Here is a 15660-nt window from a genome sequence, read left to right as displayed (position 1 = left end):
GATAAGCTAGGAGAAATGCCGTTATGGCTACAATGAAATTTTTGTGTGATACCAAGCGCTGCATCGAGTGTAATGGTTGTGTCACCGCTTGTAAGAACGAAAACGACTCTGCTCTGGAATGGGGCATTCAACGTCGCCGCGTAGTGACTATCAATGATGGTCAACCTGGTGAAGCATCTATCTCAGTGGCTTGTATGCACTGTACCGATGCACCTTGTCAGGCAGTATGTCCTGCGAACTGCTTCTACAAGACTGAAGATGGTTTAACGCTACACAACAAAGATACCTGTATCGGTTGTGGTTACTGTTTATACGCTTGCCCATTCGGCGCGCCTCAGTTCCCTAAAAAGGGTGCTTTTGGTAGCCGTGGCAAGATGGATAAGTGTACTTTCTGTGCCGGTGGTCCTGAAGAGAACCATTCAGATGCAGAGCGTCAGAAGTACGGTTCAAACCGTATCGCTGAAGGTAAACTTCCAATGTGTGCTGAGTTATGTGCGACTAAGTCGTTACTTGCGGGTGATGCTGAGATTATCTCGTCAATCTACCGTGAGCGTGTTGCATACCGTGGCTCTAAAAATGCAATCTGGGGTTAATCCCTAGTCTGTATTCAGCCCAAAAATCCACGCCATGGTGACATGGTGTGGAAGATAAGGATGTAATATGAACAATTGGTTCAAGCAGATTGGCTTAACTTTAGTGCTGATGTTTAGTGCTATTGGCCTAGCTCAAGCTGGCTCTTCACAAGGAGCTGAGCAGCCTGTCGCAACAGACGGCCAAATTTGGTCTCAGTTAAAGGCGGGTGCCACAGGTGTAACTACCTCTCATGGTGAGTTCCACAATCAGCCGATCAATACCTATGACCTACGTGTTTTAGAACTTCGTAGTGATCTGCTAGCGCCGGCATTAACGGCTGCGCTATTCGGTATGATCATCATCTTCGTCCTGTTTATCAAAGTGAATGGTATTTCTAAACTTCACGGTGGTTTCTCAGGCAAGCTGGTTTATCGCTGGTCTAAGTTTGATGTGTCGATTCACTGGCTAGGTGCTATTCCTTGCCTGTTATTGATTCTGACGGGTCTCACTCTGTTGGCCGGACGTTTCTTCTTCCAGCCATACATTGGCGAAGGTTTGTGGGCAGGATTTGTCTATGCCGCTAAGCAAGTGCATGACTTCATGGCTATCCCATTCATGTTGGGTTGGGCCTTGATGACTACACTTTGGGCTAAAAACCAGTTACCTAAGATGTATGATCTTAAGTGGATGATGGTGGTTGGTGGTTACATCAACTTCGGTCCATTCAAGGGTAAGCATCCGGATGCCGGTTTTGCTAACGCCGGTGAAAAACTCTGGTTCTGGGCCTTTGCTGTATTTGGCTTGGTTATCTCAGCGTCCGGCATGTTGCTGCTATTCCCGAACTTGTTCGAGCCTAGCCGTACACTGAGCCTGATTGCACTCGTGCTTCACTCTGTCAGTGCCATCATTATTACCGCTTTCTCAATCGTCCATATCTTTATGGCAACGGTTATGTCTGAAGGTGGTATGGAGTGTATGGTATCCGGATATTGTGACGAGACTTGGGCAAGCCAGCACCACAACCTTTGGTTCGATGAGATCAAAGAGAACGGTACGCTTAAGTATAAAGATTAGTACCTAGGTTCTAGAAACTAGAATCGATTTTAATAAAGCACCCCGTTGGGTTACTAGCGGGGTGTTTTTGTATCGGCCGGATGCTTGAGTTGCTTGTCATCTCCGGAGGCTATCCAGGTAGGAGCGGCTTTAGCCGCGAATGTTTCTTTGCTGGAAAGTGTGAACGCTTTAAGCAAGAGCAGTTTTCAAGCGCTTAGTTTTGTTAATCGCTAAAACATGACTTGCTTAACAAAAATCTCTAGATTTCCTTGTTAGGTGACAGTAACTTATAACCAGTTCACGTTTTGGAACCTTCTCAAATGATACTTTTATGCTTCAAAGTGGTTTTTTTATTTACCGGGTATCATTCGTAAATTTAGAGTGTTGTTCTTCAATTTTCTGACGCTACTTATAGATAGCTCAGGTAGGAATCTTTATGTCTTCAATTATTCAAACGGCTAGCAGTGAAATCATTAAACCTTATGAGGCTGATATCACTGTGCCCAACTGGATGCTTAGCTCTATGGAGCGGGTTATGCAGTTCTATGTGGATAAGAATCTACGGTTGGATACTCAGTCAGCCGACATGATGCCTGCGCCGGTTGAAGGCAAGAAGTATATGCTCTATGCGCATATCCCTTTCTGTCATACGCTCTGTTCGTTTTGTACCTTCCATCGTTTTATCTTCAAAGAAGATAAGGCGCGAGCCTATTTCATCTCGCTCAGAAAAGAGATGGATATGGTTAAGTCGCTAGGTTATGACTTCGAGTCTATGTACATAGGCGGTGGTACCACAACTGTACTGGAAGATGAGCTTGCCCGAACCATTGAGCATGCTAAGACGCTATTCCCGAGCATTAAAGAGGTCTCCTGTGAATCGGACCCTCAGCATCTTGATAGCCCGGGGTTTAAACAGCTCGAAGGTTTAGTCGACCGCATGTCTATCGGTGTTCAAAGCTTCAATGATGATATCCTGGCAATGACAGACCGCATCGAGAAGTTTGGCTCGGGCCAGCAGACCTTCGATAAGATTATGGCGGCGAAAGAGCTGTTTCCGATCATTAACGTGGATCTGATCTTTGGTTTCCGCGGGCAGACCGATGAAGTCATTCAATATGACCTCGATATGGCATCGAAACTCGATCCACGTCAGATCACGACCTATCCTCTGATGATCACCCACCAGACCCGTAAGAGTGTGAAGGGAAAGCTGGCGGCTCCTCAAGGTGATATGGCACGTCAGTATCGTCAAATTCTAAATAGCCTGAATGGGCAATACAATCAGCTTTCAGCCTGGGCGTTTGGTAAGACAAACAACGAAGGGTTCGATGAGTATGTCATCGATTATGATGAGTATCTGGGTGTTGGTTCTGGCTCATTCAGTTTCCTCGATGACACCCTATATGTGAATAATTTCTCACTGCGCAAGTACCAGGAGAATATTGCAGCGGGCCGCATGGGCGTCGAGCAGCAGAAGAACTACAGTAAGAAAGATGTGATGCAGTATCGCTTCCTGCTGGGCATGTTCTCCGGTCGCCTCTCCCGTAAGTATTTCCGTGAGACCTTCGGCGTAAACTTAGATACGGCGCTGTTTAAAGAGATGACCTCTATGAAGGTGATTGGCGCAATTAAGAATGACCCTACCGATCCCGACAACTTGATTGTCACAGATAACGGTAAGATGATGGGCCTGTTGATGATGAAAGAGTTTTACTCAGGTATGGATAATGTGCGTGCTCAACTGCGTAAGCCACTGAAGCCCTGTGACATGTAGACTCCATACTTCCTGAACTAAAAGGTTGAAGCTTTGCTTCAACCTTTTTTTTGCGTATTTTTTCTTCTGTATTGTTTGCTGACAAGCCAGCGGTGAGGCACGCCGTCGTGGCCTAGTTAACTCAGCTTAGTGTGAGTTGTGATGATTGCTGTTGGGGAATGAAAACATCTATGGCTATGGTGTTGGGCTCTATTAAGCTGATCAGATGGGAGAGTGAAGCCGTTGGTGCCATTAGAGCGTTGGAGTTGTGAGCCGTCTCGACGCTATCCCAGTAATAGAGTTGTAGCCACTGATCGGGAGTGCCACTCTCATCGCTGTTTTTTGCAGTACTCTCTTTCAATGAAAGTGATTGGTACCTGAATCCCGGGACTTTTTCTAAGTCGGATACCATCCGCTCTACAGCGTTCACCATCTCGGTTCGTTCCACACCGGCCTTCGCCGTCCAGCTTACGGTTTCAATTATGTACATCATTTATTGCCCTCATCTATCGGTTCTATTCACTGATATTGTATTGGGATGAGTCTAATTGTTATTGTTAAATGGATAATCTACCATTTAGTGAATTGTTAGTTTCTTGAAAGGAAATAATATGGGGCCATTTGAGAAGGCGCAGATGTTCAAACGCGTGGTTGAGATGGGCTCTATGGTGTCGGTGGCTAGGGCCATGAATATCAGTCCATCGGCAGTGAGTAAACGCCTGGCCGAGCTGGAGTCGAGCCTGGGAGTTCAACTGCTTAAGCGATCTACGCGTAGCTTGGCTGTAACTGAAGCCGGTGAGCATTTTTATCAAGAGGTACGGCAGATAAGTAGTCAGTGGGAGGCCCTGCTGGATGAGACTGTCTCCCTGGGAGAATCTCCTGGCGGTAGCCTTACTGTTGCCGCGCCCGCACCTGTTCTGAGTCGGGTATTGATGCCCATGTTACCCAGATTTAATGCCAGATACCCTGATATCAAGCTGGTATTACAGTCGGTCGATTACGACAGTCTTCCACTGCGCAGTGCAGATATCTCACTGGCCAGACATATCGATAAGTTTGATTCGGGAACGTTCGTTGGTGTAGCGCTTTGTGATTACCATAACAGCCTATTTGCTTCGCCTGAGTATATTGCTCGTAATGGTATGCCTGAGACCTTGGAGCAACTGAATATGCATACATGTCTCTGTTACGGAAAAGAGAGTAAGCCTTTTGTTTGGCAGTTCTCAAGTGGTGAAAGCGTTGAAGTTAATGGCATCTTAGTGAGTGATAATACAGAAGTTATTGTCGAAGCTGGCGTGCAGGGGGGAGGTATCATCTATATTCCAGAGATGATAGTGCAGAGGGAGCTGGACAGTGGAAGCTTAATACCTATCTTGAGTCAGGCCACGAGCCAGCAATTCTCTATGTGGGGCTACTATCAAAAGCTCTCTTATCTTCCGGCTAAAATCAGGGCCTTTATCGACTTTTTTCGTCAGTGCTGGTAGTGCCTTTTTTTTTGGGGGGGGGAGAGCAATCAAGCTGCTGGATTCTGCATACCTATCAAGGGCGTGTGTTCCAAGTTGTCAGTTTAGCGGAAGCTTAAGTTTCTTTTCTAAGATAACGACTTCGTTGCGTATCTGCCTGATAAAGGGGTCATCGTAGTTGAGGCGATCAAACTCCTGCAGACAGGCTTGATAGCGCTTGAGCTTGCTCTCTGGCGAACCTGTAAGCTCAAAATATTCTTCCAAATTAATTATTGAGTCCATTCAACAATCCTACATCCGTTGTGAAATTCTATATTAGCCATTTAAGTTGAAGGTTAGGGGGGAGTGAAAACGGGCTGAACGAATTGAGCCAATATCAATTGGCATTAAGTGTTTGATAATTTTATTTTTGGTCGTTTTATATTCGTTTGTTCAAGCTTCTTTAGATGGCAATCTCAGACAGGGTATTGAGAGATCTCTTACAAAAAGATTGGTTAACCTCATCGATTATCGACTGTCAGGCTTGAGTAAGGTCTTGTTGCTAATATTTTCTTTTCAGGTAATTTGGGAGATCAGAGGCTAATTTTTGAGGAAGGGAAGTCTAAATGATTGTTCGAATAGGAGAGTTTCAGGCTGCTGAGGGGCAGGGTGACGCCTTACATCAGTTTTTAATATCCCTCACCGCCTATATTACTGGTTCGAAAGGTTGCATCTCCTATGAGGTACTAAGCAGGCAAGATGAGCCGATGCAGTTTGCCGTAATAGAGCGCTGGGTTTCAATCGAAGATCATCGAGCCTCAGTAGAACACTTTCCTCAAGATGAGATGCAAGCTGCAATGTCTCTTTTTGCCGCGGCGCCCACTGGTCGATATTACCAAGCCTGATATTTGTTTTGGAGTTGAAAATGAAACCATTGTTCCAGACTGAACGTATTATTTGTAGAGAGTTCGAGTCTGCCGATCTAGAGGCATTCGCTGAATATCGCGCCCTACCTGAGGTCGCCCGCTACCAGAGTTGGACCGAATACCGTTATCAGGATGCATTGGCCCTGTATGAAGAGATGAAGAAGGTCCCCTTTGCTACCGTGGGCCACTGGTTTCAATTGGCGATTGTAACGAAAGGAGAAAAAGACTCTCAACAGATGTTGGGGGATCTTGCGGTACATTTTATCGATGGACAACAGATTGAGATAGGTTTTACCTTTGCCCCTGATTTTCAGGGGCAAGGCTATGCATCTGAGGCTGTTTTAGGGCTGTTGGCTTATCTGTTCAGTGAGTTAAAACCCCATCGAGTCATTGCAACCACAGACAGTGACAATGTGCCTTCATGGTTACTGCTCGAGAGAGTCGGGCTCCGTCGGGAGGCGCACTTCATTGAAAATGTTTTCTTTAAAGGTTCCTGGGGCAGCGAGTTTCAGTATGCCATGTTAGCCTCCGAGTGGAGAACGGGACATGGAGGGTAATATTTATATTAATAAATATAGATGTCTGCACACTTTCTACTATTTGGGAATATGCGTCCGGCCTATATTCCTTTACCATCATTAGATGATATCTACTTTCTGGAGCATCAATGGCTAATATCCTTCTGGTTGCTAACTTGAATTGTGATCGAATCTTAGAGCTCGATAAGCCTCTGCAGACGGGCGGGCGATTTCACTATCAAGATGGAGGACAAAGGTTGGGTGGCGGTGGAGCTAATACCGGACTGGGATTGGTGTGGGCAAATCATAGAGTTGCATTAGTAAGCCAGGTCGGTCGCGATAAGATTGGTGATTGGCTACTTGCCGAAGCAAGCACTCAGGGGATCGATTGCCACCTTATTCAGCGCCATGAGGAGAGCAGCTGTGAGATGTTGTTGGTGATGACTCCCGATGGCGAGCGAACGATTATTCGTCCACAAAGGCCTGTCTTTGAGCTGCCGGCTCCTCCGGTATGGGATCAATGGGATGCCGTATACTTTAATTCATCGGCAGAAGGCTCGGTGAGCTGGGCGAAAACGGCTTTGAATCACAGCTTAGTTCTGGCGCAACTTGCCAAGGATGAGCGTCTCAGACCCTGTCATATATTGATTGCATCAAAAACTGATATGCAGGGACGAAGTGAGCTGTCTACCTGGGAGTACGGACAGAGTATTGCCGGAGAGTCATTGAAGTATTTTATTGTGACTGATGGGGTCGACGGCGCGTATTTGTACAGTGAGGACGGTTGCCAAACCGTCGCGGCGGTAACTTCTGAGGTTGTCGATACTACCGGGGCCGGCGATGCTTATGCTTCGGGGCTAATTCATGGGTTGGCGACAGGTCTGACAATCACCGACTCGATGAAAGAGGGCTCGACCTGGGCCGCCTTTGCGGTTGCGACTCCTAGCTCCATTCCCGGAGCGGCATTGAAACAATATCTGAATGGATGAGATCAGGCTATTGGCTTAAAACTTTAAATTTACTTTGCAGAGTGGGGAGCTTGTCATAAATGTATCACTTTTCTGTCATTCGGCTGTGACACCTGCCTTCTATTCTCTGGGCTATGGGTTCTCCTACTGCTGTTCTTTCATAGTTTTTAGCTGTTTTTCATCTGTTTGCCCCGTTCCCCCAACGGGGCATTTTTTTATCTGATTGGTTTATCTGATCATCTCCTGACTCATTTACGACTATGCTTAAATTCGATGCTACAGATCCGCTATTCGAGTTCAGCGGGGATATGCCATGTGGAAGGTGAGTGTTCATAACAGGATAATTGTAGATGGGTAAGACAATTTGGAATGACAAGAAAAAGTTTGTCTGGATCCTCTCCGTTCTGCTTTTCGGTGCCTTCATCGCGACCAGCGGGATCAGTTATCAAGTTGCCCATAGTTCTCTGAGTGAGCAAATTGAAGAAAATACCTTACCTCTGACCAGTGACAATATCTATTCGGAAATTCAACAAGACTTGTTGCAACCCATCTTTATCTCCTCGTTGATGGCACAGGATACCTTTGTTCGTGATTGGACGATTAATAGAGAGGAGCGGCCAGAGAAGCTGATCCATTACCTTAGAGAAATTCAGGATAAATACGATACCGTGACCAGTTTTTTCGTATCTGAAAAATCCAGAAATTACTACCACTCCTCAGGTATCCTGAAACAGATTAAAGATATTGATCCCGAAGATGCGTGGTATTTTCGAGTTAGATCACTAGCCACTTCAGAGCTTTATGAAGTTAATATAGGTCCGGGTTCCACCGACGACGAGAAGACTGTCGTGTACGTTAATTATAAAGTTTTCGATTTCGAAGGTGGGTTTATAGGTGTTACCGGGGTAGGTCTTGCCGTAGATAGAGTTAGAACCTTAATTGAACGATATGAGAAGCGCTATAACAGGCATGTCTATTTTGTTGACCGAGAGGGTCGTGTCACTCTTCATGGTGAAGCTTTTTCCGGGGAGGAGACAATACAGGGTACTAAGGGGCTGGAAAAGCTGGCAACACGCATTCTGACCAGTCCGAGTGCGTCATTGTCCTATATTCGGGATGGGAAAACAGTCTATCTTAATAGCCGTTTAGTCCCTGAGTTTAAATGGTACTTGATGGTTGAACAGGAGGAGGTCGATAGTGAGAAGAGATTACTAACCACCTTTTGGGCGAACCTTGCCATCAGCTTTATTGTGACTATCGGTATTTTATTGGTCGCAAACTTAACGCTGGGGCGCTACCAGCGAAAACTGGAGTTTATGGCTTCGACAGATAAACTGACGGGCGTTGCCAATCGGCAAGTATTCGAAGAGTATTTTGCAAAGGCGATGGTCGAGGCCGATGAGAATGAGGCTCCGGTTTCAATTATTTTACTCGATATCGATCTCTTTAAGAGGGTGAATGACACTTATGGTCACAACATAGGTGATCTGGTGATTAAAACAGTGAGCAGCGTATTAAAAAATCAGCTAAGAGAGAAAGATGTGGTTTGTCGCTGGGGAGGAGAAGAGTTTCTGTTATTGCTGCCAAACCTGGAGTTAAGCCACGCCGTCGACGTCGCAGAGCGGATCAGGGGAAAAATTGCCAAGCGAAAGATTAGAGTCAATGAGCATGAGATCTGTGTGACTGTGAGCTCTGGAGTTGCGGAATATAATCACACCGAAAAGCCTAATGAGTTGATAAATCGTGCCGATGTTGCTCTTTATCAAGCAAAAGAGTTGGGACGCGATCAGGTAGTTCTCTCCCATTGAGTAGCCCGGCTCTGTTTTAATTTCGGTCTATCGATTCAATATTCGAATGATATTGAGGTCCAGCCATCAGAGTCTTGTTAAAAACGACTCTTGCCGTGAAAGATTCTGAACCATTGTGTTCCTTTAGTTTACTAATATAGATCTGATTATTTTTATCCTGAGCAATGGAGACATCGGTGGAGGCATATATTTTGTCGGCATTTTCTAGGGATGTGATATCAAACTTTTTCGAATCAAATGGGCTTGAATCAAACTGGCCTTCATAAACACTCAGTTGGCTCGTCGGTTGCCCCTTAGTCTGATTGAACCCCATTACTACTATTCCATTTTCGTAGCCTACTATTAGTGCCGTTTTGGTGATTTTTATTAGGTGGATTGGATGGTTATGGTTCTTGAAATTGAGAACCAAAGCTTGTCGCTGACGATAATACTCTTCGATGTGGTTATCTATAGCATCAGAGGCTACCAGATGCGGTGCTATTTGGGGGGCGTGTGCCTCCTTATTGCTAAGCGTTGCGGCGATTAGCATTGTGGTGAGAAATATACACTTCATATGGCCTCCAGCATTGAAATCTCATTATGCTAAGGATATGCAAGGTGAACCAGAATGAGTATGTATGAGTTTGTATGCCAATATCCCTGACATAGACCGAGCTCACTCTCCGGAGAAAAGCCAGGATGCAATTAGCTGAGTGCCGTAGGAGGTCTCTATATGTTTATGGTCATCTGCTGAGGACTATAATGGTAGCTTGATATTGAAACAGGCTCCGCCCATCTTACTGTCAGAGATGTAGATGCGGCCCTTGTGCTGTTTTATTATCTGCTTAGTGATAGCTAAACCCAGTCCATGTCCGCCGCTTTGTCTGTCTCTCGATTTGTCCAGGCGAACGAAGGGGTCAAAAATGGTTTCTCTGTCTTTAATGGGAATATCAGGGCCGTCATTTTCAATAGCTATGTGGAGCTCTTCCGGGCTTGCCTGTAGCGATATTCTCACTTCAGAGTTCGCATATTTATAGCCATTACGGATGACATTTCCCAATGCGCGCTGCAATGCCCTCACCGATACCGGTGCTATGCAGTTGTCTGTGACGTGCAGGGTGAGTTTAGCCTCGGTTTCAAATTGGAGGTGGTTAAGCTGCTTCTCAAGCAGGTGGCCTATGTCGGTCGGTTCCAATGGTAAGCTGGTATCCAGGCGTTCCAGCTTAGAGAAGTGTAATAACTCTTCGACCATGCTGTTAAGTTCGTTCAGATCAGACTGGATCCCTTCGAGGTGAGGCATTTGATCGGGGCGCACTTTTGAATCATCGAGCATATCCAGATTACATTGAATTCGAAAAATAGGCGTTCTGAATTCATGTGCAACGGCGTTGGTCAGGTTTCGGTTACTACTGATGAGCTGTGAAATTCGGTCGGCCATAATATTGAAAGTGTTATTTAACTTACCCACGTTATGGAACATCTTAGTCGATGCTCTGGCGGTAAAGTCGCCATCGGCGAAGGCAATATAAGTATTCTCCAACCGACGTAACCTTCTGGCCAGAAAGAAGAGAACGATAAAAGTAATGATAGCGAGTGACGTACAGATCTCCACCAGTATCAGCCACTCCTTATTACGCATCTGCTGCATAAATGGGGAGCTCATATCGTCAGCAATTAGATAGATCTTTTGTTTATCACCAAAGACCAGATAGGCAATATCTTCTTCGGCATCTTCGATAAAGAAATTCCTGTCTGAGAGGTGTGCCTTTATCTCCTTACTGATCTCGGAACTGCTTTCCTCATAAGTTTCTAAGGTTAAGTGCATCTTATCTGCGAACCTTTTAAATGAACGCTCTGCCTGAGCTTGACCCTTGAGCTCGGCTATCTCAGTCAGCAGGCCTGCAGTTGCTGATATCTCATTGCCAAATGCAATATCTTCAAGTTCGTCGGTAGAGAAAAGCTCAAGTTGATCCATCGCTATCATGGCGATGAAAAAGGTAATTAAGATGGTTCCATAAGATAGTAGAAACAGTCGCTTCATCAGTTTTCCAGTGACTCTTAGTTAACTTACCAGCGGTCCGGTACAAACAGATAGCCCTTGGCCCGTACCGTGATTATTTTCCTTGGCAGGGCCGGATTATCACCGAGCTTCTTGCGCAATACCACTATCTTGTTATCTATGGTGCGGTCTATGCCATCGTATTCGATGCCGCGAATTGTCTTGACTAAGAAGTCACGGGATAACACCTCGTCGGCATGGCTAGCTAGTAGCCAGAGCAGATCGAACTCACTGCTGGTGAGCTTAGCATCTACCGTTCCCAGACGGCATTGTTTGCGCTGATTATCCAGATAGAGTTCACCAAATGTGAGCTCTTTAGACACTGGCTTTGGACTATCGGCATGGCGCCTGAGTAGCATGCGAAGTCGGGCGAGAAGCACCCTGGGCTGCACAGGTTTTACGACAAAGTCATCTGCCCCCATTTCCAGTGCGGCGACCTGATCCATGTCGTCTTCACTGGCAGTAAGAAAGAGCAACTTGCCATGGTATTGCGGTTGAATTTGACGACAAATAGTAAATCCATCCACATTCGGCAGCATAAGATCGAGAATCACAATATCTGGCTGTATATCTATGATGGTTGCGACGGCGTCGGCACCATCATTGACGCAAGTGACCCGAATATTTTGCTTCTCCAGATAACATGACAGCAGTTCACTGATCTTCTCATCATCTTCAACGAGTACGGCGGTTATATTGTTCATCTCTTCCTGAGCATCGAGCGTTATATCGGACAAATCTACCACTCCTAGCGTATATGAGACAAACAAGTTAGAAATAAAATTTTATTTCTAACCTGCACCTGCAGAAAATCAGTCGTCAAAATGGACATGGTCGATGATGTATTGAGCGTTGTAAACTTTTGTTTTTTGGTTTTTGTTACCCATTAATCCTATCACTTCTACTGAAGTGGTTGTTTCATGAAAAGTACTACCAAAATTAGATATAGAGTGTTTATCTTTATAACCTGAGCTCGTTGAACTGACCTCATCTGTATCAACTCTTTCATTTTCCAGGATGAAATAGGGATATCCCCCTTGTGCTACCAGCTCTGCAGCCTTCTTGATTATATACTTTCGTGTAAGTGCTCTGTCAGTATTGATATTGCCAACGAAGCCGATTTCCCAACTGTTTACATCCACTTGAGCTACATCGAAACCTTTACCGAAAGTCCAAAAAGATTTCTTAGTATCGTAGGAGGTTGCACAGCCTGAAACATATAAAGTGAGTAGGACGGCAATAGCAAAGCGGCGAGCGTAAAGCATAAATGTTCCTTTAAAAGTATTGATAAGCAAGCTTGGTGTGCTTATTGTTATTTTTAGTAAGCGGAAAAGGTAGAATCAACATGTATGGGTATGTCGTCGCTTTGTAAAGGCGAGCAGGACGGAATAACTTGTCGGTTATGTAATCAGGAGTAGAGTGAATGTCGAAAGGTGTACTCGTAAACCGGTTATCTGGGTTGTACCTTGGTAGTGGAACCTGTCTTGAGTCTGGCATTCCCAGCGGCATAGATCAAAAAGTGGCTGCTACCGAGTTAGATGTCAGAATTGAGACTGTGCTAGGTGATGCTCAGGCCGATCCTCGTCACCATGGAGGGCCTGATCGTGTGTTGCATCATTTTCCCCGTGAACATTACGGGCAGTATCGTCGCTGGGATATGATGGCTCAGTTTAAGGATGCCCCTGCGATGGGGGAGAACATCAGTACCGTTGGCTTGGATGAGAATCAGGTCTATATTGGTGATATTATAGCCATTGGTGATGTTGAGCTGCAGGTGACGCAACCCAGATCGCCATGCTTTAAGTTAAATCATCAATTTGGCCATAAAGAGTTTGCTTATGCGATGCAGACCAGTGGCCTGTGTGGTTGGTTTTATCGCGTGCTTAAGCCCGGTCATATCTTTCATGATAATGGCGTTTCACTGATCGAACGCCGTAGTGACATCAGCGTTAGGGAAGCGATGGCAATCTACTTTGCATCTGAGTTTGATGCTAGCGCCTATGACAGGCTGGCTTCCTGTGAAGGCCTTGCCAGCTCTTGGGTTAACAGCTTACAAAGAAGATTAGCAACTCAAAAAATGGAGGACTGGCAGATGCGTCTGTTTGGTCCGCAGGCAGATTAATTTCAGGGAGAAGAAAAGGTGACAGATCAAGCGTTGACGCAAGGTGAGAAAAACATGGGGATCGTGGTTCATGTCGCCAGTTTTGCCGGCTACATTATACCGTTTGGAAGCATTTTAGGTCCTTTAATCGTTTGGCTGATGCAGCGTGATGAGATTAAATTTGTCGATGAGTGTGGACGTAACTGTTTGAACTTTAAGATCAGCATGATGATCTATGTGATGATTGGTTTTGTGCTTATGTTTGTAGGAATAGGCTTTATTCTGGTTGGCTTTTTGGCTGTGTTCGATATCGTGGTGACGATTATTGCGGCGATGAAGGCCAGTGAGGGAATATGTTACAAATACCCTATGACCATCAAGTTTATCAAACCGCGAAACTAGTTGCGGTTTCCGGGGGCTACCCCCGGAAAGCTCGCAAACTCGTCACTGGTTTTTTTAGAGCCAGAATAACGTGAGTGTCGATTAGGCCGAAGGCCATCTTCCAGCACCGCGTCATCTTTGCTCTTCTTGCCGTTATACCTTAAAGCCCGCCACCAAAGTGTCCAAGCGATGAGCAAGTTGATTGAGTGATTGACTCGCCTGAGCGACAGCTTCAGACGTGTCCGCAGTTCTTTGTGTTATATCACTGATCTCGGTGACATTGCGGTTGATATCTTCAACCACGGTTGATTGCTCTTCCGTCGCTGCGGCCACCTGAATGTTCATGTCTGTGATATGACCAATCTGCTCACTGATCCCCGATAGCGACTGACTCGCCTCATCGACGGCTGTCACACCTTCAATCGAGCGGGAACGACTCTGGGTCATGGCATCGACTGCTCTGCCAGCCTCTGACTGTAACTTATCGATCATGATCTGTACTTCATTGGTCGACTCAGCCGTGCGCGAGGCAAGGTTACGAACTTCATCGGCGACGACTGCAAATCCACGTCCCGCTTCACCTGCTCGTGCCGCTTCGATTGCGGCGTTCAGTGCGAGTAGGTTGGTCTGTTCAGATACGGCGCGGATAACATCTAAGATACCGCCAATGGATTTAGTATGAGTCGCTAAAGATTCAATAACCTCTCCGACTTGCTCTACATCATTCGATAGTTGGTTGATCGTATCACGGGCACGGGTGACAACAACCTGGCCAGTATTGGATTCGGTATCGGCATTTCTTGCGGTATCGGCGGCCTTAGCGGCATTACCGGCGATTTCGTTAACCGTTGCTCCCATCTCATTGATAGCGGTAACCACCATCATGGTCTGATCTTTCTGCAACTGACTATCAGACAGGGTCTGTTGTGCCTGATTGGCGACATCTTTTGCCGATAGGCTTAATTGTTCACTGGTTTCGGTTACTTCAATGATAGAGCCCTGGATTTTACTGATAAAGCTGTTAAACCCCTTTGCAAGCTGAGTTAGCTCATCATTACCTTCGACGGGCAGGCGTTGACGCAGGTCACCTTCACCCTCACCAATATCTTGCAGCATTGAAGCTACTACAGATATGGGGCGACTGACTGAGCCGGCAACAAAGGTGGCTAATACAATGAAGCCTGCGGCAATGAGCATCGTCCATATTAAGATCTTGTATGCAGACTCTTCCAGCAGCGCAAAAACCTCACCCTCCGGTACCTGTGCAATCAAATACCAATCCATAGAGGGGATATAGCTACTGGCGACAAGCATCGCCTCACCATCTACCTCGGTTTTCAGTAAGCTGAAGTCACTGCGATTAAGCAGGCTATTGGTATTGCTGTTCTGATAGAAGCTATTGAGATCAGCATTACCAATTTTTGCCGTATCTTGATGTAATTTGACCTGTCCCTTGGCATCTACGAGATAAACAAAGCCGGACTCTTCAATTTTAAAGGAGGCGAGCAATCTGACCATATCATCCAGAGATTTAGCTAAGCCGACCAGGCCTCTGCCATTAGGTTGCTGGTAGTTGATAAATAGCTTCACATCACCATTGGCTTCGGTAAAGACATTGAGCATCCGCTCCGTGCCACTGTTTTTATAGTCGAAGAACCAGCCATCTTGAGATGGAGTGAGCTCACGCAAGAAACCATCCTGAGTATAGTATGCGGCGGTTTCACGATCGGCGAATGACGCTTGGGCGAGACCATATTGCTGAGTGATATCTTTTAGTTGATTGGTGACTAAGTCTTCACTTTCTGCGGGGCGGCCATCTTCTAACCATTGGATTAACATGCGGCTATTAGCAAGTTGCTCGGCGGCATTCATTAAGGTTGAAATATCGAGTTCAACCTTGTTACGGATCTGCTGTAACATGTTTGGCATCTCTGAGCCTAACATTCTCTGCTCTACAATGTCCTTCGCACTGCGCTGACTGAGCACCCCAACCAGAATCGTGGATAACAACACGGCGAGCGTAACCGTAAGCAATATCTTTTGTTTAATTGTGAGCATATTAAATTTCATAGTTAGCAACCTGCTTATTTTTGAACCGA

Annotated in this window: 17 protein-coding genes; 10 read left to right on the top strand and 7 right to left on the bottom strand. The window is 45.8% G+C overall.

The window, feature by feature from the left end:
* The first annotated feature begins 23 nt into the window (after window positions 1-23).
* The 3 genes from fdh3B to EKG39_RS19995 all read left to right on the top strand — a co-directional run bounded on the left by fdh3B (window position 24) and on the right by EKG39_RS19995 (window position 3400).
* Window positions 24-593 carry a formate dehydrogenase FDH3 subunit beta gene (gene fdh3B, locus EKG39_RS20005; protein WP_126507774.1) on the top strand — a complete coding sequence of 190 codons (570 nt, stop codon included), beginning with the start codon at window positions 24-26 and terminating at the stop codon, window positions 591-593.
* 67 nt (window positions 594-660) lie between these two features.
* On the top strand, window positions 661-1647 hold the full coding sequence (locus tag EKG39_RS20000) for a formate dehydrogenase subunit gamma (protein WP_126507773.1): 987 nt from the start codon (window positions 661-663) through the stop codon (window positions 1645-1647).
* Between the two features lie 415 nt (window positions 1648-2062).
* Window positions 2063-3400: a coproporphyrinogen III oxidase family protein gene (locus EKG39_RS19995; protein ID WP_126507772.1), complete on the top strand. Its 1338-nt coding sequence runs from the start codon at window positions 2063-2065 to the stop codon at window positions 3398-3400.
* Between the two features lie 121 nt (window positions 3401-3521).
* Here the strand turns inward: EKG39_RS19995 and EKG39_RS19990 are convergent, their stop codons facing one another.
* Window positions 3522-3872 (bottom strand): hypothetical protein, encoded by a 351-nt coding sequence (locus EKG39_RS19990; protein WP_246028574.1) that lies wholly within the window; start codon window positions 3870-3872, stop codon window positions 3522-3524.
* Between the two features lie 118 nt (window positions 3873-3990).
* Here EKG39_RS19990 and EKG39_RS19985 point away from each other — a divergent pair, with 118 nt between their 5' ends.
* On the top strand, window positions 3991-4863 hold the full coding sequence (locus EKG39_RS19985) for a LysR family transcriptional regulator (RefSeq protein ID WP_126507771.1): 873 nt from the start codon (window positions 3991-3993) through the stop codon (window positions 4861-4863).
* A gap of 78 nt (window positions 4864-4941) precedes the next feature.
* On the opposite strand, the gene EKG39_RS19980 is transcribed toward EKG39_RS19985, so the two are convergent.
* The gene (locus tag EKG39_RS19980) at window positions 4942-5124 is read right to left on the bottom strand and encodes a hypothetical protein (RefSeq protein WP_126507770.1); all 183 of its coding nucleotides are present in this window, start codon (window positions 5122-5124) and stop codon (window positions 4942-4944) included.
* Between the two features lie 323 nt (window positions 5125-5447).
* Here EKG39_RS19980 and EKG39_RS19975 point away from each other — a divergent pair, with 323 nt between their 5' ends.
* The 4 genes from EKG39_RS19975 (at window position 5448) to EKG39_RS19960 (ending at window position 9041) form a co-directional block, all read left to right on the top strand.
* A complete protein-coding gene (locus EKG39_RS19975) occupies window positions 5448-5726 on the top strand; it encodes a putative quinol monooxygenase (protein WP_126507769.1) in 279 nt (92 codons plus the stop codon).
* A 20-nt stretch (window positions 5727-5746) separates the two neighbouring features.
* Complete coding sequence (locus tag EKG39_RS19970; protein WP_126507768.1) at window positions 5747-6304, top strand: GNAT family N-acetyltransferase; 558 nt, start codon at window positions 5747-5749, stop codon at window positions 6302-6304.
* 110 nt (window positions 6305-6414) lie between these two features.
* Window positions 6415-7254, top strand: coding sequence for a PfkB family carbohydrate kinase (locus tag EKG39_RS19965; RefSeq protein WP_126507767.1), 840 nt, complete (start codon window positions 6415-6417; stop codon window positions 7252-7254).
* A 329-nt stretch (window positions 7255-7583) separates the two neighbouring features.
* Window positions 7584-9041: a sensor domain-containing diguanylate cyclase gene (locus tag EKG39_RS19960; protein ID WP_126507766.1), complete on the top strand. Its 1458-nt coding sequence runs from the start codon at window positions 7584-7586 to the stop codon at window positions 9039-9041.
* Between the two features lie 16 nt (window positions 9042-9057).
* On the opposite strand, the gene EKG39_RS19955 is transcribed toward EKG39_RS19960, so the two are convergent.
* The 4 genes from EKG39_RS19955 to EKG39_RS19940 all read right to left on the bottom strand — a co-directional run bounded on the left by EKG39_RS19955 (window position 9058) and on the right by EKG39_RS19940 (window position 12344).
* Window positions 9058-9594, bottom strand: coding sequence for a hypothetical protein (locus tag EKG39_RS19955; protein WP_126507765.1), 537 nt, complete (start codon window positions 9592-9594; stop codon window positions 9058-9060).
* A gap of 183 nt (window positions 9595-9777) precedes the next feature.
* Window positions 9778-11061: an ATP-binding protein gene (locus tag EKG39_RS19950; protein WP_126507764.1), complete on the bottom strand. Its 1284-nt coding sequence runs from the start codon at window positions 11059-11061 to the stop codon at window positions 9778-9780.
* Between the two features lie 26 nt (window positions 11062-11087).
* Window positions 11088-11816: a response regulator gene (locus EKG39_RS19945; protein ID WP_484385938.1), complete on the bottom strand. Its 729-nt coding sequence runs from the start codon at window positions 11814-11816 to the stop codon at window positions 11088-11090.
* Between the two features lie 75 nt (window positions 11817-11891).
* Window positions 11892-12344: a CC0125/CC1285 family lipoprotein gene (locus EKG39_RS19940; RefSeq protein ID WP_126507763.1), complete on the bottom strand. Its 453-nt coding sequence runs from the start codon at window positions 12342-12344 to the stop codon at window positions 11892-11894.
* A 158-nt stretch (window positions 12345-12502) separates the two neighbouring features.
* Here EKG39_RS19940 and EKG39_RS19935 point away from each other — a divergent pair, with 158 nt between their 5' ends.
* Both EKG39_RS19935 and EKG39_RS19930 read left to right on the top strand, forming a co-directional pair.
* Entirely contained in the window at window positions 12503-13201 is a 699-nt protein-coding gene (locus tag EKG39_RS19935; protein WP_126507762.1) for an MOSC domain-containing protein, read from the top strand.
* Between the two features lie 54 nt (window positions 13202-13255).
* Window positions 13256-13582, top strand: coding sequence for a DUF4870 domain-containing protein (locus tag EKG39_RS19930; RefSeq protein ID WP_126507803.1), 327 nt, complete (start codon window positions 13256-13258; stop codon window positions 13580-13582).
* Window positions 13583-13714: 132 nt separating this feature from the next.
* Here EKG39_RS19930 and EKG39_RS19925 read toward each other — a convergent pair whose 3' ends face one another.
* Entirely contained in the window at window positions 13715-15631 is a 1917-nt protein-coding gene (locus tag EKG39_RS19925; RefSeq protein WP_126507761.1) for a methyl-accepting chemotaxis protein, read from the bottom strand.
* Window positions 15632-15660 lie beyond the last annotated feature (29 nt).

It is taken from the genome of Shewanella atlantica, from assembly GCF_003966265.1.
Classification (GTDB): domain Bacteria; phylum Pseudomonadota; class Gammaproteobacteria; order Enterobacterales; family Shewanellaceae; genus Shewanella; species Shewanella atlantica.
This window is presented reverse-complemented; position numbering and strand designations above follow the sequence as displayed.